Below are 23,161 nucleotides of genomic sequence, written 5' to 3'. Positions count from 1 at the left end.
CGCATCGCCGGTGCAGGGCACCGGCGTGGCTACGGGCAACCTGAAGGGATCAGGCGCGACCGTATTTGTCTTCGAACCGCACGATGTCGTCTTCGCCCAGATACGGACCGGACTGCACTTCGATCAGTTCAAGGGGAATTACACCGGGGTTCTCCAGGGCGTGAACCTGGCCAATCGGAATGTAGGTCGACTGGTTTTCAGTGACCAGGAAGGTGGTGTCGCCATTGGTAACTTTGGCGGTGCCGCTCACCACAATCCAGTGCTCGGCGCGGTGGTGGTGCATCTGCACCGAGAGCTTGGCGCCTGGCTTAACCGTGATGCGTTTGACCTGGTAGCGATGGCCGTCGTCGATGGAGTCGTAAACACCCCATGGGCGATACACCTCGCGGTGGTTGACGTGTTCGTTGCGGCCGCATTCTTTGAGCTGCTCAACGATTTTCTTCACGTCTTGCACGTTGTTTTTGTGCGCCACCATGATCGCGTCTTTGGTTTCGACGATCACCAGGTCTTCCACGCCCACCAGGGTCACCAGACGGCTGCTGGCATGCACATAGGTGTTGGTGCTGTTGTGGTGCAGCACGTCGCCTTTGAGCACGTTGCCGTGTGCATCTTTCTCGCTGACGTCCCACAGCGCCGACCACGAGCCGATGTCGCTCCAGCCTGCATCCAGCGGCACGACCACGGCGTCGGCGGTTTTTTCCATGACCGCGTAGTCGATGGAGTCATCGGGGCACAGGGCGAATTCGGCTGCGTCGACGCGGGTGAAGTGCAGGTCCAGCTGGCCGCCGGCCAGGGATTTTTTGCAGGCTTCGAGGATTTCCGGTTGGAAGCGCTCGAGCTCTTGCAGGTAGCGGCTGGCGCGGAACAGGAACATGCCGCTGTTCCACAGGAAGTCGCCGCTCTTGAGGTAGTCGGTGGCGGTGGCCAGATCCGGTTTTTCCACGAACTGGCTGACGGCAAAGCCGCCGTCGCCGGTGGCAGCGCCTTTCTCGATGTAGCCGTAACCGGTTTCCGGGTGATCCGGCACGATGCCGAAGGTCACCAGCTTGCCGGCTTCAGCCAGCGGCATGGCGGTGCGCACGGCGGCGTGGAATGCCTCGACGTCTTTGATCAGGTGATCAGCCGCCAGTACCAGCAGCAGCGGGTCTTGACCGTCGCTCACCGCTTGCAGGGCGGCGAGGGCGATGGCCGGCGCCGTGTTGCGGCCGACCGGTTCAAGCAGGATGTTGGATTTTTCCATGTCCAGCTGACGCAGTTGCTCAGCGGCGAGGAAGCGATGCTGCTCGTTGCAGATCAAGCGGGGCAGGGCGATATCCAGACCCTTGAGACGCGAGATGGTGGCTTGCAGCATCGACAGCTGGGCGTCGGCCAGTTGCAGGAATTGTTTGGGGTTCAGTTGGCGCGACAGTGGCCACAGACGTGAGCCGGAACCGCCAGCCATGATGATAGGTAGAAGCATGGTAGACCTCCTTGTTGCGTTTATTCAGTAAGGGCTGGACGCGCAGTGGTGGTAAGGGTGCGTTGTACGGCGGGGCCGGAGCCCAGCAACGCGTCATCGACGAACGCTTGGATGCGTTGCTTGAAAATACTCTTGTCGAAGGTGGCCGCGTGTTCATGCAGGGTCGCCGGGTCGAAGGTGACCGCGCCGCTTTCTACCTGCTGAATCGCTTGAATCAGAGACTCCACGGTCTGCTCCGGGAACAGAATGCCGGTCTTGCCGTGGATAACCGTTTCCAGGGCGCCACCTTTACCGTAGGCGATAACCGGGGCGCCTGCTGCCATGGCTTCCACCGGCACAATGCCGAAGTCTTCCATGCCCGGAAATACCAGACCGCGGCAGCGTTGCAGCAGGTCTTTGATTTCGGGGAAGGGCTGGCGGCCCATCAGTTTCACGTTGGGTTTGGCGATGGTTTTCAGGCGCTCGAACAGCTCACCTTCGCCCACCACTACCAACGGCAGTCCGAGCTGGTTGAACGCTTCCACGGCCAGGTCGGCACGCTTGTAAGCAACCAGTTGGCCGAGGCACAGGTAGAAGTCGCCACGGGTTTCGTTGGGGCTGAATTCAGTGGTGTTTACCGGCGGGTAAATCACCTCGGCATCGCGGCGGTAAAACTTGCGAATGCGCTGGGCCACAAAGTTGGAGTTGGCGATGAACTGGTCGACGCGGTCCGCCGACAAGCGATCCCACACACGCAGCCAGTGCGACACGAACGGGAACAGCGTACGAATCAAACGGCCGGCGCCCGACAGGTACTCGTGGTACATGTCCCACACATAGCGCATCGGCGAATGGCAGTAGCAGATGTGCACCGCGTCAGGGCGGGTGACCACGCCTTTGGCCGGGCCGGATTCGCTGCTCAGAATCAGGTCGTAAGCCGACAGATCGAGCTGCTCCAGCGCCATCGGCATAAACGGCAGGTACTTCTGGTAGTGCTTCTTCGCACCCGGCAGGCGCGAAATAAACGTGGTGTTGATGGTGCCGGTAAACGTGCTGGGCAAGGCTTTGCGCACCACGTCTTCGTTGCACACATGGATAAACAGGTCCGCGTGCGGGAACAACTCCACGAGCGCCGAACACACGGCTTCGCCGCCACGATTGCTGAGCCACCAGTAATGGATGATTGCGACTTTCATTGGAACTCCCGTATCACCTGTAGAAGGCGTGAGGCCGAGGCTGCCCAGCTGTAGCGCTGGATATTGGCGCGGCCCTTCTCGCGAAGGGACTGGGCCAGCTGCGGACTGGAAATAAGCACGTCCATTTGTTTGGCAATGTCGTTGACGTCATAAGGCGAGCAGTACAGCGCCGAGTCGCCGCACACTTCCGGCAGGCTCGCGGCGTTGGCCGCAATCACTGGGCAGTCGCAGGCTTGCGCTTCCAGCGGTGGCAGGCCGAAGCCCTCATAGAACGAGGGGTACACAAAGGCAGTTGCACCGCTGTACAAGCGCACCAGCTCCTCATCCGTAACGCGCCCGAGCAGCTTAATGCGGCTGTCGGTTTCGATCTTTTTCACCAACCCGGGGTCAGCGAAATTCTTGTTCAGTGAGCCGACGATGTAGAGCTTATGGCTGCTCTGTTTCAGCACGCTGAACGCATCGACCAGGCCGTGGAAATTCTTCTGCGTATTGAGCGATGACACCGCCAGCAAATACGGCTCGGCCACGTCGTGCGGCTGCGGGCTGAATTCGCCGGAAACAGCGTTAGGCACCACCACCACGCGTTCGGGCGCGATGTTGTAGACCGCGCAGATTTCCTGCTTGGAAAACTCGCTGACCGTCAGCACCTTTTTCGAGGTTCTGATGGTCCGTGGCGTGGCCAGCTGATACGCCGTGCGGAACTTCCACGAGAAATTTTCCGGGAAGCGCTCGAAGGCGATGTCATGCAACGTCGAAAGTTTGTTGCTGTACAAAAGCGGCGCGGTATTGGCCAAGTTGACCAACAATGGCGAGCCTTGGCTGCGCAGAAACTTCGGCAGGTCGAGCTGCTCCCAGGCGTGCCCGGTGCGGTTGCCCACCAACTCGACGCCCAGTGCTTGAGCGGCTTCGTGTTGAACGATATTGCGGGGTGCAACGAAGCGGATTTCCGGCATCTGCTCGCGCAATTGCAAGCTGACTTCTAGGGAATACCGTTGCACGCCGGTCATGGCTTGCGTGAGGAATCGCGCATTTACGTAGATCAAACTGGAACGCCCCATTTAATGCGCGAAAGGTCGAGGTTGTGTGAGAGCGAAAAGGCCATAACTGGTTCAGTCTTTTATAGCGTTGCGACTGAATTTTCGGCGCGGTTCGACAGGTTGCTGGTGATTTGCGCCAGCCCGTCGCGCGAGGTCGCGGCGAGGTTTTCCTTGCGCGCCGAGGTGTAGCCAAAAAACTCAGCGAAATGCTGCAGCTTCTTGCTCGAGGCTTCGGTGTAGTAAACCGTGGCGCCATTGAGCGAGGCTAGGATCAAACCGTGCAGCCGCGCGGTAATGACCCACGAGGCTTCGCGGTAGGCGGGCAGCAATCCGTCGCTCAGGTCGCTGATGGGCAGAATGTCGATGGGAACATCAATTTTGCCGTCCAGATACGCCTTGATTTCACGGCAGGCCTGCTGGTCAAAGTCGTCCCGAATGTCGTGGGGCACCAATGTCACGCGCTTCAGGCCCTGGTGCTTTAGGGTGTTGAGCACCTGCAGAATTTCGTCGTGATCGACGCTGCGGTTTTCGCTTTTATCCACGGCCGGCGCGACCAGGCAAACGCCGGTAGAGGGCAGGCTTTCAATCGGGCCGCCGATAAAGGCCATGTCGCCGCCCAGGTGAATTTTGCCGGTGCTGGCCGGGGCCAATTCACGCAGCACCTGCTCCGACACCGGGTCACGCACATAGGCCACCGTGGCCAGGCGCAGCATGGCGCGGTAGAGCTTGGTGCGAAGCGAGTGCTGCACCTTGCTGACGCCTACGCCTGCGATCACCACGCGGTGACCAAACAGGCGACTGAAGAAGAACGCCAGCGTGGTGAAGCCCAGCCAGAACGTCGACACCTGCTCGCGCACCATGTGCCCGCCGCCGAAGATCAGGTGGGCACGCATGCACAGCAGCAGCGCTTTGATCGGTTGGTTGCGGATGGGCACGATGTCGATGCCCAGCTTGGCAAAGTCGTCGCGCAGCTCAACGTGCGCTTCTTCCCATGGGCAGACCACAACCTTGTGGCCCTTGCTTTGAAAATGTTTGGCTTCGCGCAAGGCAATCAGCGCATCGCCGAGGTTGATCAAATGACCGGAAAAAATAATCACCATATTCGTGTATCGCTCTGCAAAGGGAGGTGACTGGAGGCTCGATAAAAAAGGAATAACGCGATTGCGCCGCTCAGTTTTTCTTCTCCGTGAGGAAGTCACTCATCCGTTGCGCCGAATTGGCCCAGGTGAAGATTTCACCGTTGGCGCTCTGTCGTTCTTCAACCGACACGTGGGGCATTTCCAGCAGCGCTTTTTCGATTTCGCCGAGCACCGGATTCACCACTTCGCCTTGACCGTCGGCCGCCTCTTTCAGTTCGGGAATATCCGAGACGATGACCGGCGTACCCACGGCGCGGGCTTCCAGCACCGGCATACCGAACCCTTCATACAGCGAAGGCATGACCAACACGTCGGCCAGGGCAAACACAGCGGGCATCAGCTCGTCCGGCACGTAGCCCGGGAGTACGATGCCAAGCGAGGTGTGGTCTTCGATTTTTTGCGCGAGTTCTTTGTTCTGCCAGCCCTTGGCACCGACCAGTACCAACTTGTGTTCGGCCAGTGCGCCGCTCTGTTTCAGCTTGACGAAGGCTTCGACCAACATGCCGATGTTCTTGCGCGGCTCAAGCGTGGAGACGGCCAGCACGTACGGCGGAACAATGCCCAAGGCTTGCAGCGCGGGGAGGGCGTGTTCGCGGTCGGCGGCGTTGATGGGGTGGAAGTCGGCGCGCACGCCAGGGTGAATCACCAGGTCAGCGGCGCGACCTACCCATTTCAACAACCGGTCCGAAGTGCCCTGCGAGTTGGTGAAAATCGCATCGGCGCTGCGCACATCGCGGTCGAACCAGAGCATGTGCGACAGACGCGTGGCCCACTCCATGGTCTTGGGCACCAGGCGGTGGTTGAGGTCGTGCACGGTCACCACCGTACGGCGTGCCACGTGGGTGCCTGGGTGAATGGTGCGCCCGGCCCAGAACACGTCGAGGTTGTCGCGGCGGGCCATTTGCGCCCCGCGCGTTTTCAACCATAGAAACGATGGAAGCTTGCGTGCCAGCGGGTGGCTTTCCTGTCGAATCACCCAGCGCTCAGAAGGCACTGCCACCTTGTCCGCAGGAAGCCGGGTGTACACAAAAAACAGCGCGTTGGGCAGCAGGCGATCGAGCTCTTTGCAGAGATTGAACACATATTGACCGACACCGGACAGCGGTTTGCGCAACGCATCCCCGTCTATCCCTATTTTGCTCGCAGGTTGTGGCAGGTACGTCACTGCTGCGGTCGCCATGTAAATCTCCTTGTATTCCCACACACCGACCGACATCACATGCCGGCCAGTACTGCTTACCGATACCGAAAATAAGACCCGTGCTTGTGACGCAGGCCTTGCGTAGACCGCCAGCTAAAAACGCAGCGCAAAGGGGCCCCGATGCATGTCGATACGCAACGGGCTAACGCGTTGGTTTTTGTTGTTATACGCGCGCGCTGGTTACTGCTTTAAGTCCAGAACGTGCAGAGGATTGAGCTTGCCGGTGATCAGATCGCTGAAGGCGCGAAAGTTCCCACGTAGACGGCCCGGAAAGTCTTTTATGCGAACCATGAACAGGGTTTTCGCAATGTTTGCGAGCAGGTTCTTGGACATGAGTTTGGCGGCGGTGCGCCAGGTCATGGTGCCCTTACGGGCGAGGAAAATCGGGTTGGCGATTTGCGAGTAACCAAAGCGCACGCCGCTGGTGCGGCCCGAGCTCACGCCCAGGTGTACGCCGCGGCAACTCGGTTCCAACACCACACGGCCGTATTGGCGCGTGCGGCTGGAGTAATCGAAGTCTTCCTGCCAGCCGTACATAGGCAGGTTTTCGTCGAAGCGCAGCGTGGTGGCCACGGTGCCGAGGTAGGCCATGTTGCAGCCGTAAAGGCCGCTGAGGTCTTTCTGTTTCGAGGAACTCGACCAGTGATTTTCAGCCGGCTTCTGGCCGCTGATATAGGCGGCGGCATCGGCTTCGGAAACACCGAATTCGCTGTTCACGCCGTCGGCCAATACGTTGCCGGTAACGCCCATGATCTGGCGATCCAGCAGCATGGCCTTGCCAGCGCTTTCCAGCCAGTTAGGCGCTGGGCGGAAGTCGTCGTCGTAGAAGGTGACGAACCATTCACTGCCGGGTAGATCGGCTACCAGGGGCGCGAGTGCATCGAGCCCGGCGTTGCGTTGAATCGTGAGGCCAGCGCGCGACAGCAAAATGCTGCCTTGGCCGCTGGTGACCAAGGGATGAGCTTCCAATCCTTCAACGTCTTTAGCTTCACTGCCCACTAACACCACATGCGCTGGTTTCTCGGTCTGACGCTCGAGGTAGTCGAGCAGAACGTAAGTCTCTTTGGCGCGCCCTTTCGTGGCGATTACGACGAATGCCTTCATTGGAAAATCCATCATTTTTTAACGTTGAAGATACGAGCCAGAATGCCCATTTTCCAGCAGTAGTAAGTCAGGCTGATCAGCACAATCGACTCACCTACGAGACGGGCCACAGCCATGCCCATCCCCCCAAAATGCATACCGAGCGGCACCGCGATCAACAGGCTGATCGCCGCACCGGCCAGCACCACTTTTGCCAACACGCTTTCCTTGTGCTGCGGGATCAGCACATAGCTGGCGAGTACCAGATTGCAGCCACTGATGGGGAAGAGCACAGCCATCAGTTGCAGCACCGGCACGCTGTTTTCAAAACCAGGACCGAAGATGATTGGCACCACCCACGGACCCAATACCAGGCTGCATCCCAGACCGGCCATGCCGATGCCGAGAATCAGCAGAAACGCTTTACGAATCAGGGCGTGGGCGCCGTTGACGTCCTTGACGAACAGGGCGGTGATCTTCGGTACGAAGATCTGCCCGGCCGGGCCCATCACGCTCAAACCCACGGCAATCAGACGCTCTGCCGCGCCGAACGAGCCGACCTCGGCCGAGGTGGACAAAATACTCAGCAGGTAGGTGGACGAGGCCACCAGCAGCGCCGAGGTGCCGGTGTACAAGAACACCGTGCTCGACTGGCGAATCAGCTGCACCCCTTGCTTGATCCCCAAGGTGGCGCCGGTCATTTCCTTGCGCACTTGCCAGTAGGCAAAGCCTGAGGCCACAACGCCAGAGCAGAGCAGCGAGAGCAGCACCAGGCCGCTGTCGTCTTCGTCGCGCACCAAGGCGAAAATCAATACCAGGCTGACCGCGAACCCGAGCACTTCCAGTTTCACTGCCGCCCGTGGGCGATGGCTGCCGACGAAATACCAACCCAGGTTGAACGCCGAAACGATGCCCAGGGTGACGGCTGCTGCACCCGCAATCGGATGCGCTGCCAGTACCGGCGAAAGCATGATCGCGGCGGCGCCGCCGAGTATCGCGGCCACCGTGAGCAGCAGACGGGCGCTGAGGTGATGGCCCATCAACACGCCGAAGCGGTCGGGCGTGGCCGTGGCCATTTCGCGCATGCCGATGGTGGCAAAACCCCATTCGACAAAACGCCAGGCAATGGTCATCAGCGACATCGCCGCCAGCACCACGCCATAGCCTTCCACGCCCAGCACGCGACCGTAGAATGGGATCAGCAACAGCAAGTAGAGGTAACGCAGGGTGTAAGCCAAATAAACAAAGAAAAAATCAGCGCGGGACTTGTTAGCGCTCGCGTCCTTGGACTTCACCATCGTGGTAACTCACCCGCCTGAGGATTGCCGGTCAAAGGCCGCCACGGGCCTTGCCCAAATGCCGGGGTCGGCACGGGTTGTTTGCGCGAACCGAGTGCCACTGCCAAGGCCGTGGCATACAGAAATGCGTTGTAGTTGTTGAAGTCTGGCGTGGTGCCGATCAGCAAACTCACGATAAACGTCGGGATATACGCGTAGCGCACACCATTGAGAATCGACTGGCTGTTAAGCGCCTCGGGGCCGGCCGGAATCTTGCGGCGCATGGATTGCCACACGAACGCGAAGTACAGGAAACCGCCAATCAAGCCGCTGTTGCTGAACACCGCCGCGGCGAAGTTCGAGGTACGGGTGGCGCCGATACCTACGCCGACGCCCCAGGTGTCCCACAGCGCTTGCCAGCCAACGGCGGTCCACATGCTGCGTTCTTCATAGGAGCTGGTCTTGGATTTGTTCAAGACCATTTCGTTGACCTTTTCCACGATCGGGTCGAGCAGGGCAGGGGCGAACAGCACCACCAGGCCCACCAGAATGATCGCGCTCCACACCGTCCAGAATTCCACGCCCAAGCCTTTGCCCGGATTGCGTGAGCTTTTGCGCACCGTCCACTCCAGGGCGGCAGCGAGAAAGAACACCACCAGGCCGACATACGCCGCCGAGGAGGTCGACAGCCAGATCATGCCGATCAGGCCGATGATCAAAATCGGCGCACCGGTCTCGCGCAGCCAGCGGTCGCGAATACCGTGGCGGAAGAAATAGATCAGACCCAGGAAGGTGATGCACAGGAAGCCATACGCCGACGCTTCAGGCATCAGCCCCACCACGCGTTTGCCGCCGAGAATTTCCACTTCGGTCATCAGGGCATAGGTAGCGGTACGAAACGGCGCCAGCACCGCGTCGAGCGGCACGAACTGACTGGCGAAGTCGAGCAAGCCGGTGAACAGCGCCAGGGCACCGCCCAGGCAAATGGCTTTGAGCGCTTGCTGGCGGATGTTGGCGTCGCGCATCAAGCGGGTGAAGGCGAATACCGCAAATACCGAGATGGTCAGGTAGGCCATCTGCGAGAAGTTTTGCGTGGACGGGCGCAGCGGTTCGCCGAAGGTCGACAGCTCCAAGCGCACCGGAATGATGGTGACTTCGTTCATAAACAGGCGCGGCATAAACACCGTGACGAACAACGCCACCACCCAATACAGAAACAGCAGCAACAGGCGTTTAGGCGTCAACGCCGCGCTGACGAAAAATTCCACGCCCGGACGGCTGCACAAGGTGCGCGCCACAATCAGCAACACCACGATCGGCGTTGGCGTCAGGGTCAGGCCGCCGGTGAGGGCAGAGGGAATTACGGCAAAGGCGCCGAAAGAGAACGAGCCGAAAAAAAGGTACAGCAGAGCATGGGGCTTGCCGAACAGGCTGAGGAGTACGAAACCCCAGAATAAGGCGATTGGAATGGCTTCCATGGTTCGGATCGGTGCTCTGACAGTTAAGTGAAAGGGTGACGAATAAAAAGTGCAGCGGCCCAAAAAAGCCCCGTGGCGAGCACGGGGCTGATCGGCTTAGTAAATGTTTTTCGACAACAGGGTGAACGGCGTTTTGATCAGGATTTTCACGTCCAACCACAGCGACCATTGGTTGATGTAGTTGAGGTCTTGGTTAACCCGCTGCTGCATCTTGTCGATGGTCTCGGTTTCGCCACGGTGACCGGTGATCTGCGCCAGACCGGTGATGCCCGGTTTGATGCGGTGACGGGCCATGTACGCGCGAATCTTGTCGGTGTAGTAGATGTTGTGGGTAACGGCGTGCGGACGTGGACCCACCAGCGCCATTTCACCAAACACCACGTTGAACAATTGCGGCAATTCGTCCAGCGAGGTACGGCGAATGAAGCGGCCAACCGGGGTAATGCGGTCGTCGTTGCGCGTGGCTTGTTTCACTACGGTCTCGGGTGCGTGAACCCGCATCGAGCGGAATTTCCACACCTTGATCACTTCACCGTTCCAGCCGTGGCGTTCCTGCTTGAACAGGATCGGACCAGGGGAGGAGCGACGCACCGCAATGGCGATACCAATCAACACCGGGCTCAGCAGTAGCAGGGCGATGGCCGCCAGGGTGCGCTCCATGGCTTCCTTGGCAAACAGGGCCGCCGGATGCGAGCTGATCGGGCTTTCGTTGAGGTAGATGGCCGGCATGTGTTCGATTTCGGAGATCGACTGGTTAAGCAACAGCATCGAGCCGAAGTCGGGAATCCACACCACGTCCACGCTCATGTCGAGCAGGTCGATGTAAATGTTCTCGATGTGCTGCACTTCGCCCAGCGGCACGGCGATGTAAACGCGGCGGATGTTCTCGCGTTCGATCACATCACGCAGTTCGTTGAGGTTGCCCAGAATCGGCAGGTCGCAGTTGTCGTCGGCCTTGCTCTTTTCCGTTGCGATCATGCCAATCAACGGTACGCGGCTTGGGTGGCTGAGTTTTTCGGCGAGGTCTTTGGCCAGCGTACCGGTGCCGACGATTACCGAGCGACGATCCTTGCGCAGTTTGCGCGAGTGCAGACGGGTGATCATGCGCAGTGGGATATAGCTGAGCACCTGGACAGTGAAGCCAAGAATCGCCCAGCTAAATACCACTTCACGCGAGTACACGCCGGTGGTCTGAGTAGCAAACGCGATGGTCATCAACGCGCCCAGCAACAAGCACCAGCCGGCCAGCAAACGGCCCATGCCCGACAGCAGGCGATGGCGTTTGTGGTAGACCTGCAAAGCGGCATAGCAGGGCACCGAGCCGAGAATGGTGAGAATGCCGAGAACCCGGTATTCACTCGGAATCGAGCCGAATTTCATCACCACCAAAGCGGTGAGAACCAGGTTGGCAAGGAACATGGCAGTGACCCATTGACCCCAAAAGGTCAGGCCACGACGATTCGCCATGAGGTTGCTGTGTTGGGAAGTCATTTATTGGTTACCTCCACGCGTGCAGTAGTTTCGGGCCCCGTTGCTATCGCCAACGCTCGTGCAGAGCGTTTGTTCAAGGCCGTTGGCCTGGGCGATGGCGAACAGGGAGTTCGCAGCTTGTTTCGTGCTATCCATGGCTTGGCGTGCAGAAGTGACAGCATCGACGCGTTGTTGGTGATTCAGCAGTGGCCACGCGCGTAGGCCAATGCTTGCAAGTTCCAACTGAACATCGGGCCGAGACGGGCCCCACTCGTTTGCTTGCTTGAGTGCCTGGGCGAATTCGTTGTCGACGTCCCCCAGGGCGTATTTGCTTTGGGCCAGGTGCGCCCAGGTGGTCGGCCAGGTCGGCCGTGCCCGCGCCGAGTGGCGATAGGCAGCAGCCGCCAACAGGCGCGATTCGTGAGCGCTGTCGGCGCCAACGGGTTGATCGAAGGCGCGCCAGCTGTACACCTGGCCCAGTTGTTCGAGGTACGTGCCGCTTGCAACCGGGTACCAAGCATTGGCCAATTGAGCGGCGCGCAGGGTCTGCTGCCACTTGGCTTCAGCGGGTACCTGGCCGCTGGCTTGCCAACGTAGCAAGGTGGTTTCGGTGCGGTAGCTGGCCAAGCCTGCAACGGCCATTTGCGCCGCCGGCACCAAGGCCGCCAACGAACCCACCAGGCACACACCGGTCAGTGCGCGGAACAGCGGCGACTGCGGCTTGGGCGGCTGGCGGTTGCCACGGCGCTCGGTGCGCGGCGGCTGTTGCGGCGATGGCTGTTGTAGCGGTGTATCGGTCATGCGGCACTCGCGGCGGCAAAATGGCTTCGGGCAATACGCCACGGGTTGTCGTCTACCAACAGGCGCGCGGCTGATTCGCCGATTAACTCAGCGGCGTGTTCAAGGCCGGGGCGCAGGTCTGGCGGACGGTGTTTCATGTTGTGCGCATCGCTGGCGAGTACGGTGACCTGGCCTTCCAGAAGGAAGCGTTCGGCCAATTCCTGAGCCGGACTACCGAAGTAACCGGCGACTGCCCCAGCGGTGACCTGCAACAGACAGCCTTGGGCCAGAAAGGGTTCGATTCGTTTGTGATTACCCGCACCCATTAATTCTTTGTTGCGTTCGGGGTGAGCAATCAGCGGTTGAATATTGTTTTTGAGCATCCAGCCGGTGAGCTTTTCAGCCTGGCGCGGAATCTCGCTGTGGGGGAATTCCAGCAACAACACGTGACGCCCATTCCATTCGCCGAGGAAGGGCAGTTGGCCCTTCATGGCCAGGGTCAGCAGGTCTGAATCAAAACGTGCCTCGGCCGCTGCACTCACTTGCAAAGGAATACCGGCACGGGCCAGCGCCTGGGCGAACTGCGACACCGCGCCGCGAATGCTGGCTTTGGTGTTGTGGTAACGGCCCGGATGCAGGTGCGGCGTGCAAACCATGTGGGTGGTTCCGCAGGCGACCGCGTGCGCAGCCATTTCCAATGCCTGGTCCATGGTTTCGGCACCGTCATCGATGCCAGGTAACAAATGTGAGTGCAGGTCGATCATGTTGCCTCCGGGCGTAGCTCACGCAGGTCGTGACCCCATTTACAACGGTCACCACCAGGCAGAGAACGGCGGATTTAAAGGGGTGGAACGGTAATCCATGACCGGCGTCGGGCGCCGGTTCGGATTAATGACGAGTGGCCAACAGGGCGCCACTCAAACAGCCGCAGGAGCGCTGCAGGGTAGCGCTAGGCTTTCGGCGTTTCGCCGTAGTTTTCGTAATAGCTGGCATAGCTGTAGCCGTATTTCGAAGTCTTGCTCAGGTCCACTTGGTTCAGCACCACACCGGTCACCGGCGCGTTGTTTTGCAGCAGCTGGCCCATGCCTTTTTGCACCATCGGAATCGAGGTGTGTTCGGCGCGAACCACATAGATCAGCGCGTCGCAGGTGGTGGCCAACAGCTTCGAGTCACTCACCGCCATGGTCGGTGGCGAGTCGATGATGATGCGCTGGTAGCGGGTTTTCAGCAGTTCAAGAATGTTGGTCAGACGCGCCGAAGACAGCAATTCCTGCGGGTTCGGCGGCACCATGCCGGCTGGCATCATGTCGACGTTGCCCACGGTGCGAATGCATTCATCGAGCTTGGCGGTACCGGCAATCAGGTTGGCCAGGCCAGGCGTGCCGACCGGGAAGTCGAAGTTGCGGGCCATGGTTGGGCGGCGCAAGTCGGCGTCGATCAGCAGCACTTTTTCGATGTGAGCAACCGAGAACGCGAGGTTGCTGGCAATCGAGCTCTTGCCCTCGCCCGGTACGGAGGAGGTGACCAGTACGATTTTGCGCGGGCTGTCGAGGTCGGTAAGTACCAGGCTGGTACGCAGCGTTCGTATTGACTCGCTGAAGGCCTTGTTCTCGTTCTGCTCGAACAGGTGCGCGACCTGATGACGGTTCTTCTTCGGCACCAATGGCACCACACCCAGAACCGGCACGTTGAGTTTGCTTTCGACGTCTTCGGTGCTCTTGAAGCTGTTGTTCATGGCTTCGAACAGCAAGGTCAGACCGATGCCCAGGACCGCCGCCAACACCGCTGCGATCGAAACGATCAGCGGTTTGCGTGGCTTGCTGGCCTTGGTTGGCACGATGGCGCGGTCAACGATACGGGCGTTGGCCGAGTTCATGTCCGAGGTCGCAGCGGTTTCTTTCAAACGGGTGAGGAAGGTCTCGTACAGCGAACGGTTGGTGTCCACTTCACGTTGCAGTTCACGCAGCTTGAACTCCTTGCGGGAGATGTCCTGAATCTGTGCCTTGTTGTTGTTGAACGAGGAGCGCAGCGAATTCTCGTTGGCCTGGGCCAGTTGGTAGTTGCGCTCGATACCAGCGACCACCAATTGCACCTGCGCTTGCAGGCTGGCGGTCGCGGCAGACAATTCGGAACGGGCACCGACCATGGCCGGGTGCTTGTCGCCATAACGGCGCGACATTTCCTCAACCTTGGCTTGGGCGCGGGCTACGTCAGCCTTGAACTGTTGGATCAGCGGGTGACCGAGCACGGCGGGCACGCTGGCCAGACGTTCCAGGTCGCCGGTGGTGCTCATTTTCTGCACCTGACGGTACTGGCTTTCGGCCTCGGCGCGAGCGCGGCGGGCGTCGATCATGCGGTTGCCGGTCATCGACAGCTCGTTGGCGCTGATGGTGGCCACACCGTCTACGTCAACCAGGCCTTCTTGCTCGCGGTACGCCTGCAGTTTGTCCTCTGCGGTTTTCAACTTGCTGCGCAGTTCTTCCAGGCGCGAGTTCATCCAGTTGGTGGTGGCCAGCGAGGTTTCCAGGCTGGCGTCCAATTGGCTGTCGATAAAACCTTCGGCCACGGCGTTGGCAATTTTTGCCGCCAGCTCCGGGTTTGGCAGTTCAACGCCAATGGCCATCAACTTGCTCTTGCCGAGCAGGGCGGGTTCGATTTCGTCGCGCAGGCGCTGGGTGACGATATCGAACACTTGCTCTTCAGTCGGGCCGGCATTCGGATCTTCTTCAGGCAGCAAGCCAGGAATCAGTTCGCCGACGCCCAGCTTGGCCAGAATGGCGCGTGGGGCAAAGGCCGATTCGGCGTGCTGACGTGGGTCGAACATCGGCTCGTCAGTCAGGTTCAGCTTGCGCACAACACGCTCGGCCAAGCCGCGCGATTGCAGCAGCGCCAATTGGGTTTGCAGGTATTCGCTGCCGCTGTCGGACGGATCGAGAATTTGCTGGAACGACAACACCGGCGCGTGCTTGTCCTCGATCAGCAGGATCGAGTTGGCGCGGTATTGAGGCGTCAGGTTGAGCACCGCGACCACAGCCAACATGGTGACGATGACAATCAAGGCGAGGATGTTCCACTTGCCCTGCCAGAGGGTTTCGCCGAGTTTTTTCAGGTCGATGACATCTTCGTCTTCGTGGTGATTACGAAACGGCAAGACGCGCTCTGGGGTGATGCGCTGCAGATCATTCATCAGAAAAAACCTTGCTCGATGGTGATGGTGTCGCCAGGAAGAATGGCGGTTTCGAGGGTGGCTTTTTCGCCCTGGCGTGTTTCACCGGTGCCGCGCACGATGGTCACGCGCTTGGTCGAAGCGCGCTCCGTCAGGCCGCCGGCAAGGGCAATGGCACGTTGCAGGGTGAGGCCCGGCTGATACGGATAGCCGCCAGGCTTTTGCACTTCGCCGCTGATGTAAAACTCACGGTACGTCACGACTGCGACGGTGACCCGTGGGTCTTTCAGATAGCCTTCTTTGAGTTTGTTGGCGATCAGGTCTTCGATCTGGTTAGGCGTCTTGCCGCGAGCATCGATCTGACCCACGAACGGGTAGGTGAACGTGCCCGCGTCGTTCAGACGGATCTCTTCAAAACTCAGGTCCGGCTCCCCGTAAACCTGAATGCGCACAACGTCACCCGAGGCGAGCTGGTATTGCCCGCCGCTCGTTTCGGCTACGGCCAGTTGGCAGAAGACCAGGGTAATCAGCGAGAGAAAAAGTCTGCGAATCATAGATAGGCTCAAAGTGGTATGGCTCAAAGGCTGCCGGTCAGGCTGACCATGTACACGTTGCGTTTAAAGCTTTGTTCGGCCGCGTCGGAATCATTGTCGCGGTGGCTATAGCCAACGCCGATATCCAGCCAGCGGCGCATCTTGTAGTTGAGGTTGAAACCGATCACTTGCAGGTCATCGGAGCGGTCCTGACCTTCGTAGTCTTTGGTGCCGAACTCGTACTGCACAGTAGAGGTGATGCGCTCGGTCCAACCATGCGCCCAAGCCAGCGAGGTGCTGGTGTTCTTGATTGCGTCGGAACCGTCGTCACCTTCGTCGAAGGCGCGGCGAGTGGTCAGGCTGAAGGTGGAGTAGGTGCGTGGGCTCCAGTCGACGCCGATTTCCCACATCGGGCTGGTCAGGTCGTCGCGGCTGCTGTCATCGAAGTTTTTCTTCTCATAACCCACACGCATCTTGCCGGTGGTTTTCGCCGTGGCTTCCCACACGCCGCCAACCAGTACGGCGTCGTTGGTGCTGTTGCGCGGGCTGTTCTTTTGTACGTAGTCGTAGTCGTAGTGGCGATATTCAACCAACGAGTTGGTCGAGCCGCCGAGGCGGTGGTACCACACGGTGTTGAACGCTGTGGTGTCGCGCTCTTCATCGGCGTTGATGTCGCCGCTGTTGTCGTAACGCAGCTCTTCGTAGTTGGCACCGAAGTCGAGGCGGTTATCGGCGGTTTTCGCACCGAAGGTGTACAGGCCGCCCACGTGCGTGGAGTGGTACTTGTCGTTTTCATCGGCGACGGCGGTGTCACCGGTTTCCTCGATTTTGTCGTAACCGGCTTCCAGCTTCAGGCGGTGGCTGGAGGTGAATTCCATGATGCTTTCGAGCAGCACCTTGTGGTCGGTGTTACTGGCATCGGAGGCGTCGTGGTAAATGTCGCTGTCGGCTTCGTAGGTCAGGCGGTACGCGCTGTTGCGGTCTTCAGCCAGCAACTCGAAAGCCGGTTTGATAGTGGTGATCCACGACGATTCTTCGTGATGTTCGAGCTCGCGGAAGTTGTCGTCGTAGCTTTCTTTCATCGTCAGGGTCGGGGTGAACTGCAGGCCGAATACGTCGACACTCTGCGGTTCCAATGCCCAAGCCGAGGCGGGAATTACGGTTGGGGCTGCAAGCGTAATGGCGAGCCGACGGATCGATTTCATGCGAAGTCCTTGCTTGTTCATGCCTGCGGCAGGGCGCGCGTCAGGGGTAAGCGGGTGAGCTGTGCCGCTTCGCTTAGTGCGCGGCGATAGCAAATGGTTTCATCAACATTTGCTCAGCTTGGACTTGCGGTTTTCGCTGTGCTGCCGGTGCCTGCGTTGCCACCGCTTGGCGCGCCTGTTGCGCCGTCATTGGTGCTGGAAGTAGTGTCGTCGGCGGCGATCAAAACTGCGGACGAACGCACAGTTTCGGCGGCGTTCGCAACGCCCGCAGTCAAGGCAAGCAACACAAGGGCACAGGCAGAAATGGCACGCATTGAAGTAGTCCTTTGTAACGGGCTGGCAAAGGTCGCCAGCGGGATGAAAAGTGATCGTTTTTCCACGCTACCGCCCCAAGGTTGCACGTATGGTCCTTGATAACGCGGCTAGCTGATGTGGTTAAAACTGCTCGAGCACTACGGGTGGCCGGCCACATCGATGGTCGGCTCAGCTGGAGCATTTAGTACGACGGTTATTGCCGGCCTCTCTACGCGCTCTTGATATGACTCAAGGGCACGCGGACGGGCTGTTCACGACTCAACAACTGCAACAGGATCATCACGCGTTCCGTGCCATCCATCGCCAGGAAGACTCCTTCCAGCGTGCTCAATGGCCCTTGGATGATTTGCAACTTGTCGCCCGGCTGGAACAGCTGGCTGGGCATTTCCCCCGAGCAGCGCGCACGCAAATGCTCAATGACCTGATCGGTCACCGAGGCGGGGCCGTGGTTGAAATTAACGATGCGACTGACTCCGCGCGTGGAGCGCAGCGCAGACCAGTTGTCCTCATGGCTCAACTGGATGAATAGGTAGCCGGGGAACAGTGACTCAAGCACATCCTGGCGCTTGCCACGCAGCACGCGTTGGGTCACCCACTGCGGCCGGAAGGTCACATAATTCTGCCGAAGCAAATTCTCCTCAGCGCGACTGTCTTGGCGCGCCTTGCATTGCAAGAGGTACCAGGCCGGCTGGGTGGTGCTAAGTCTTTCCATAGACCGTTCACTCCACTTCGCGAGATCAAGCTGGCTGATAAAACTGGAGTTGTGTGTGGAATCACCACGCACTCGAACCAGGCCCTAATTCACACGAAGCACGAAATATGCCATCACACTGCGCTCATGGTATCGACACTATGTGTCGCTTTCATGGCGCTCCGGGTTAGCGGAGATTTCTAGCTGATTTCCTTAGGTTTATTTTCTCTCAAAAGTTCAGAAAATATTTACCCTCGGTCAGCGGGGCGCGGAGCATAAGCCGTCTGTATCGACGGTAGCAACCTGCCATCTCGCTGTCTTAAGTCCTTTACACCTCACGGAATTCGCCATTTTCCGCGTCGGAAATGTCCCTCTGAGCCCGTGCCGCGTCAGCGTTAGACTCGACTTTCGTTGGATTGATTTTTTCGCCTTTGTTCCCGGCATATGACAGCCGGTCGTCCGATCAACGGTCGATTTGTGACGGCGAAGTCACTGCTCCAGGCCGCACGGGCTCAGCCCCTGCTTGAATTCCTGCACCCTTGCTGTGCAGTAAATGGGTCGGCTGCTACTAAACGATGACAAGACGGACGGTTTGCGACGGCTGGCACGTTTTTCGACGGCATATCGGCCGAGCGAGACGTTGATTGCGCCGAATTAGGTGCTCAGCTCGACGCAGGTTGCTGAAGTGCTGTTTGCTCAGCAACAGGGAAGGGCCGTTCTAAAGGCGTTGCGGAGCATTCGCCGGGTGCAACCACACGCCCACTTTTAGCCCGAGCGAGCGCTCGGTTTATTCCAGCCCGGTCGCGGGTAAGCCATTGGCCAACGCGCTATAGCGAAAGGCTTACAAGAAGCGGCTCCGATATCGCCTTTTATGTATGTAGGAGATTTCTTAATCTAGAACCGTCACTGAAGCGCAGGGAGTGCTTCAGGATCAGGGACGATCGACCATTGCCAAGGTGGCTGCCGACAGGATGTTGGGATGGTCTGAGAAAAACCCGCTTCGGCGGGTTTTTTGTTTTTTCGGATTTGTGGCTGCGTGTGCTATCGCGGCGTTCTGTTTTGTCGTGTGTGCTGAACGTTTTGTTTCGCGCCTTACGCGCGAGTCACTTTTGTCATTGCCGGTATGCCGGACCACCCAAAAGTAACCAAAAACGCTAGCCCCTACCTTGGGTCTCCGCTGCGCTCCGACTTCCCTCGATCCGCCGCCGTTCCGGGGGCACGTCACAACGGGCCATCCATGGCCCGATGTTCCTTTCGCGGCACCCGGCCGCTCAACCCCCTCCACGTCGACTCCACTCGGCCTGCGATAAACGGGGCGGGTAGATCAAAGGCCAGAGCAAAAGCAGATCACCGGCATCGGCGCAGCAATCCATTCGCGAGCAAGCTGGCTCCTACGGGTGAGCGCTGCGGGCTCAGCTCCAGCGCCGCTGCAACGTGCACCGGGGCATCTCGTTAAACAACCCCCGATACGCTTCGGAAAACCGCCCCAAATGCCAGAACGACCAACGCATCGCTACCTCTGCCACGGTGGTTTCTTCCGGTGCGGCGCGGGCCAGGTCGCGGTGGGCGGCGTTCAGTCGGCGTAGGCGCAGCCAGGCGCTGGGGGTGATGCCGGTGAATTGGGTAAATGAATGCTGCAACTGGCGCACCGTCACGCCGGCGGCGGTCGCCAGTTCCAGCACGTTGAAGTTGTCTTCGGGGTAGGCGCTGGCCAACTCAAATACCTTGCTGACGATGCGCCGGTCTTCGGCCAGGCGCCGTTGCCGCGATTGGTCGAGCGAGCGCGACGAGCAGTCGAGTACAAATAAACAGTCGTCTACCAGTTGCCGCGACAAGTTGGTGTCCAGACTCGCGCCCGGCGTGGCGGAGAGTTTGTTCAGCACGTAACTCAGCCATGAACTGAACACCTGGCTTTGCTGCGATTTCAGTGGCGTCAGCAGCAGGCCGTCGAGGCTGTTGGGGCAGGGCGGTTGGCCCATCAGGTCGAGGTCGATCACTACCGCCACTTCGCGGTAGTTCTCGGGAGTGATCCAGGTGTTCTGGCTTTCGCTGTTGAGCAGGTACAGGGCGCCGTCGGCCATGTCGAAGCTGAACACCAGGGCGTTGTCGGGCGCATGGAAATGCTGCTCGACGCGGGTGTTCATGCGCTCTTCGTACGCTTCCACGCCGTTGCATTGGGCATGCACGATGCTGCCGTGGAAACGCCCGGCGGACATCTGCGCGTAGTGCTGTTGCCAGCCGTCGATGGCCGTCCTTTGCTGGTCGACGTCCAGAGTTTGCAAGACCTTGATCGCCATCGCGAATCACGTTTTCAGATTGTTATGCGCCCGATTATGGCCGGGCTTGGCGAGGCGTTGGTTTAGCCGTTCGCGGAGCTTAGGTGCGCCGTTTCGCGACTAAACGTCACATGCGCCAAAAAGTGGCAGCCGCCGTTGCGCAAACTGGATAGATGCCCCGCGAGCGCCCCGCGCAGAATCGGCGCCCTCAAGCACAACTCCCCTGAGGGTTTATGAAAGGCGATCTGCAACAGCTGAAAACTTGGCTGAATAACAATAAAGTCACCGAAGTCGAATGCCTGGTTTCCGATCTCTCCGGCATCGCTCGCGGCAAGATTTCCCCCACCAACAAGTTTCTCGCTGAGCAGGGCATGCGCCTGCCAGAGAGTGTGCTGTTGCAGACGGTGACCGGCGACTTTGTCGACGACGACGTCTACTACGACCTGCTCGACCCCGCCGACATTGACATGCATTGCCGCCCCGACGAAAACGCTGTGTTCTTGGTGCCATGGGCGCTGGAGCCGACCGCTCAGGTGATTCACGACACCTACGACAAGATGGGCAACCCCATCGACCTGTCGCCGCGCAACATCCTCAAGAAAGTGTTGGCGCTGTACACCGCGAAAAATTGGAAGCCCATCGTCGCCCCGGAAATGGAGTTCTACCTCACCGAGCGCAGCCCCGATCCGGACTATCCGTTGAAGCCGCCAGTAGGCCGTTCCGGTCGCCAGGAAACCGGCCGCCAGAGCTATTCCATCGAAGCCACCAACGAGTTCGATCCGCTGTTCGAAGACATGTACGACTGGTGCGAAGCCCAGGGCCTGGACCTCGATACCCTGATTCACGAGGAAGGCACCGCGCAGATGGAAATCAACTTCCGTCACGGTGACGCGCTGCAACTGGCCGACCAGATTTTCGTGTTCAAACGCACCATGCGCGAAGCCGCGCTGCGCCATAACGTGGCCGCCACCTTCATGGCCAAACCCATGACTGGCGAGCCGGGCAGCGCCATGCATTTGCACCAGAGCGTGGTCGATCTCACCACTGGCAAAAGCGTGTTCGCCAACGAAGACGGCAGCATGAGTGAGCTGTTTCTGGGCCACATCGGCGGCTTGCAAAAGTACATCCCCGACACCCTGCCGCTGTTCGCGCCAAACGTGAACTCGTTCCGCCGTTTCCTGCCCGACACCTCGGCGCCAGTGAACGTGGAGTGGGGCGCAGACAACCGCACCGTGGGCCTGCGTGTACCCGAATCCGACCCGCAAAACATGCGCGTGGAAAACCGTTTGCCCGGCGCCGATGCCAACCCGTACCTGGCCCTGGCCGCCAGCTTGCTGTGCGGGTATGTCGGCATGGTGGAAGGCCTGAATCCGAGCGAGCCGGTGGTCGGTCGTGGTTATGAGCGCCGCAACCTGCGCTTGCCGCTGACGCTTGAGCAAGCCCTGGAATGCATGGAGCAATCGACCATGGTCAAGGAGTACCTGGGCCAGCGTTTCCCGGCTGCTTATGTGGCGGTGAAGCGTGCTGAACACGAAAACTACAAACGTGTCATCAGCTCGTGGGAGCGCGAGTTCTTGCTGCTGAGCGTGTAAAACAACAACAACCTTGAACGGGGCAACCCGAGGGGACGCAGAATGAGCAAGTCACTGATCAAAACAGTGTTGGCGAGCAGCGTATTGCTGCTAAGCGGCGGCGTGTATGCCGGCGGCGTGGTGAACGTTTACAACTGGACCGACTACATCGGCGAAACCACCTTGAAAGACTTCAAGGCCGAAACCGGTATCAACCCGGTGTACGACGTGTTCGACTCCAACGAAACCCTGGAAGGCAAGCTGCTGGCCGGTCGCACTGGTTACGACGTTGTCGTGCCGAGCAACCACTTCCTCAGCCGCCAAATCCGTGCCGGCGTGTTCCAGCCGCTGGACAAAAGCCTGCTGCCGAACTGGAAAAACCTCAGCCCCGCCTTGCTCGAACGTCTGCAAGAAAACGACCCCGGCAATCAATACGCGGTGCCGTACCTGTGGGGCACCAACGGTATTGCCTTCAACGTGAAGAAGGTCAAGGAAGCGCTGGGCGTCGACACCATCGATTCCTGGGCCGTGTTGTTCGAGCCGGAAAACCTGAAAAAGCTGCAAGCGTGCGGCGTGTCGTTTATGGACTCGCCGGACGAGGTCTACCCCTCGGTGCTCAACTACATGGGCAAAGACCCGCGTAGCAAAAACCTCGAAGACTATAAAGAAGCGCAGAAAAAGCTCGACGCCATTCGCCCGTACATCACCTATTTCCATTCCTCGAAATACGTAGCGGACCTGGCCAACGGCAATATCTGCGTGGCCTTCGCCTATTCGGGCGACGCCTTTCAGGCCATGAGCCGCGCCAAGGAAGCTGGCAACGGTATCGACATCGCCTACGTGGTGCCCAAAGAAGGCGCCAACTTGTGGTTCGACATGTTGGCCATTCCGGCCGATGCGAAAAACATCGCCGAGGCCCACGCTTACATCAATTACCTGCTCAAGCCGGACGTCATCAGCAAGGTCAGCGACTTTGTCGGTTACGCCAACGCCAACCAGGCGGCCGACGCGGTGATGGACCCGGAGATTCGCAACAACCCCTCCATCTATCCCACCGACGATGTGTTGAAAAAACTCTACGTGTCCTCCGAGTGGACCCCGGCCGTCATGCGCTGGACCACCCGCGCGTGGAACAACTACAAGTCGGCCCGCAAATAGCGCTCGTCGCTCGAACTGCACGCCTGCCCTTGTGGGAGCGGCTTTAGCCGCGATGCTCTTGAACATCACAAGCATCGCGGCTGAAGCCGCTCCTACAGGAGTCGGTTTCGCCGCTCCGTCCCATTGTTTTTCAGAGGTGCAAACCTC

The 23,161-nt window shown here is 59.4% G+C and carries 19 protein-coding genes; 3 read left to right on the top strand and 16 right to left on the bottom strand.

Going from position 1 to position 23,161, the window contains the following annotated elements:
• Positions 1-49: 49 nt before the first annotated feature.
• The 14 genes from ACZZ0Q_RS17140 to ACZZ0Q_RS17075 all read right to left on the bottom strand — a co-directional run bounded on the left by ACZZ0Q_RS17140 (position 50) and on the right by ACZZ0Q_RS17075 (position 17,003).
• Positions 50-1,459 carry a mannose-1-phosphate guanylyltransferase/mannose-6-phosphate isomerase gene (locus ACZZ0Q_RS17140; RefSeq protein ID WP_463560777.1) on the bottom strand — a complete coding sequence of 470 codons (1,410 nt, stop codon included), beginning with the start codon at positions 1,457-1,459 and terminating at the stop codon, positions 50-52.
• 20 nt (positions 1,460-1,479) lie between these two features.
• Positions 1,480-2,634: a glycosyltransferase gene (locus ACZZ0Q_RS17135; RefSeq protein WP_463541469.1), complete on the bottom strand. Its 1,155-nt coding sequence runs from the start codon at positions 2,632-2,634 to the stop codon at positions 1,480-1,482.
• Complete coding sequence (locus tag ACZZ0Q_RS17130; RefSeq protein WP_463382017.1) at positions 2,631-3,692, bottom strand: glycosyltransferase family 4 protein; 1,062 nt, start codon at positions 3,690-3,692, stop codon at positions 2,631-2,633. Before ACZZ0Q_RS17130 ends, ACZZ0Q_RS17135 begins: the two co-directional genes overlap by 4 nt.
• A 59-nt stretch (positions 3,693-3,751) precedes the next feature.
• Positions 3,752-4,771, bottom strand: coding sequence for a polysaccharide pyruvyl transferase family protein (locus ACZZ0Q_RS17125; protein ID WP_463541470.1), 1,020 nt, complete (start codon positions 4,769-4,771; stop codon positions 3,752-3,754).
• Between the two features lie 70 nt (positions 4,772-4,841).
• The gene (locus tag ACZZ0Q_RS17120) at positions 4,842-5,990 is read right to left on the bottom strand and encodes a glycosyltransferase family 4 protein (protein WP_163016499.1); all 1,149 of its coding nucleotides are present in this window, start codon (positions 5,988-5,990) and stop codon (positions 4,842-4,844) included.
• Positions 5,991-6,191: 201 nt separating this feature from the next.
• Positions 6,192-7,115, bottom strand: a complete 924-nt coding sequence (locus tag ACZZ0Q_RS17115; RefSeq protein ID WP_122492593.1) for a glycosyltransferase family 2 protein — start codon at positions 7,113-7,115, stop codon at positions 6,192-6,194.
• 11 nt (positions 7,116-7,126) lie between these two features.
• Positions 7,127-8,392: an oligosaccharide flippase family protein gene (locus ACZZ0Q_RS17110; RefSeq protein WP_463541471.1), complete on the bottom strand. Its 1,266-nt coding sequence runs from the start codon at positions 8,390-8,392 to the stop codon at positions 7,127-7,129.
• Complete coding sequence (locus ACZZ0Q_RS17105) at positions 8,386-9,849, bottom strand: hypothetical protein (protein WP_463560775.1); 1,464 nt, start codon at positions 9,847-9,849, stop codon at positions 8,386-8,388. Before ACZZ0Q_RS17105 ends, ACZZ0Q_RS17110 begins: the two co-directional genes overlap by 7 nt.
• 96 nt (positions 9,850-9,945) lie before the next feature.
• Positions 9,946-11,340 (bottom strand): undecaprenyl-phosphate glucose phosphotransferase, encoded by a 1,395-nt coding sequence (locus ACZZ0Q_RS17100; RefSeq protein ID WP_122492590.1) that lies wholly within the window; start codon positions 11,338-11,340, stop codon positions 9,946-9,948.
• Positions 11,341-12,120 (bottom strand): hypothetical protein, encoded by a 780-nt coding sequence (locus ACZZ0Q_RS17095; protein WP_463541473.1) that lies wholly within the window; start codon positions 12,118-12,120, stop codon positions 11,341-11,343.
• Positions 12,117-12,863 carry a tyrosine-protein phosphatase gene (locus ACZZ0Q_RS17090; RefSeq protein ID WP_463541474.1) on the bottom strand — a complete coding sequence of 249 codons (747 nt, stop codon included), beginning with the start codon at positions 12,861-12,863 and terminating at the stop codon, positions 12,117-12,119. Before ACZZ0Q_RS17090 ends, ACZZ0Q_RS17095 begins: the two co-directional genes overlap by 4 nt.
• Positions 12,864-13,048: 185 nt before the next feature.
• Positions 13,049-15,286: a polysaccharide biosynthesis tyrosine autokinase gene (locus ACZZ0Q_RS17085; RefSeq protein ID WP_122492587.1), complete on the bottom strand. Its 2,238-nt coding sequence runs from the start codon at positions 15,284-15,286 to the stop codon at positions 13,049-13,051.
• Positions 15,286-15,819 carry a polysaccharide biosynthesis/export family protein gene (locus tag ACZZ0Q_RS17080; protein ID WP_122492586.1) on the bottom strand — a complete coding sequence of 178 codons (534 nt, stop codon included), beginning with the start codon at positions 15,817-15,819 and terminating at the stop codon, positions 15,286-15,288. The genes ACZZ0Q_RS17085 and ACZZ0Q_RS17080 overlap by 1 nt, the downstream gene beginning before the upstream one ends.
• Positions 15,820-15,842: 23 nt before the next feature.
• Positions 15,843-17,003 carry an outer membrane beta-barrel protein gene (locus tag ACZZ0Q_RS17075; RefSeq protein ID WP_463382024.1) on the bottom strand — a complete coding sequence of 387 codons (1,161 nt, stop codon included), beginning with the start codon at positions 17,001-17,003 and terminating at the stop codon, positions 15,843-15,845.
• Positions 17,004-17,096: 93 nt separating this feature from the next.
• Here ACZZ0Q_RS17075 and ACZZ0Q_RS17070 point away from each other — a divergent pair, with 93 nt between their 5' ends.
• Positions 17,097-17,417, top strand: a complete 321-nt coding sequence (locus ACZZ0Q_RS17070; protein WP_463541475.1) for a hypothetical protein — start codon at positions 17,097-17,099, stop codon at positions 17,415-17,417.
• Positions 17,418-17,526: 109 nt separating this feature from the next.
• Here ACZZ0Q_RS17070 and rfaH read toward each other — a convergent pair whose 3' ends face one another.
• Entirely contained in the window at positions 17,527-18,030 is a 504-nt protein-coding gene (gene rfaH, locus ACZZ0Q_RS17065; protein ID WP_122492583.1) for a transcription/translation regulatory transformer protein RfaH, read from the bottom strand.
• A 1,391-nt stretch (positions 18,031-19,421) separates the two neighbouring features.
• Positions 19,422-20,306, bottom strand: a complete 885-nt coding sequence (locus ACZZ0Q_RS17060) for a helix-turn-helix domain-containing protein (protein WP_463541476.1) — start codon at positions 20,304-20,306, stop codon at positions 19,422-19,424.
• A 212-nt stretch (positions 20,307-20,518) separates the two neighbouring features.
• Here ACZZ0Q_RS17060 and ACZZ0Q_RS17055 point away from each other — a divergent pair, with 212 nt between their 5' ends.
• Together ACZZ0Q_RS17055 and ACZZ0Q_RS17050 are read left to right on the top strand one after the other, a co-directional pair.
• Positions 20,519-21,877 carry a glutamine synthetase family protein gene (locus tag ACZZ0Q_RS17055; RefSeq protein ID WP_463541477.1) on the top strand — a complete coding sequence of 453 codons (1,359 nt, stop codon included), beginning with the start codon at positions 20,519-20,521 and terminating at the stop codon, positions 21,875-21,877.
• 42 nt (positions 21,878-21,919) lie between these two features.
• Complete coding sequence (locus ACZZ0Q_RS17050) at positions 21,920-23,014, top strand: polyamine ABC transporter substrate-binding protein (RefSeq protein WP_463541478.1); 1,095 nt, start codon at positions 21,920-21,922, stop codon at positions 23,012-23,014.
• Positions 23,015-23,161: the final 147 nt, after the last annotated feature.

Source organism: Pseudomonas sp. AC070 (assembly GCF_979258635.1).
Note: the sequence above shows the minus strand (reverse complement) of the source record. Positions and strands in the feature narration are given on the sequence as shown.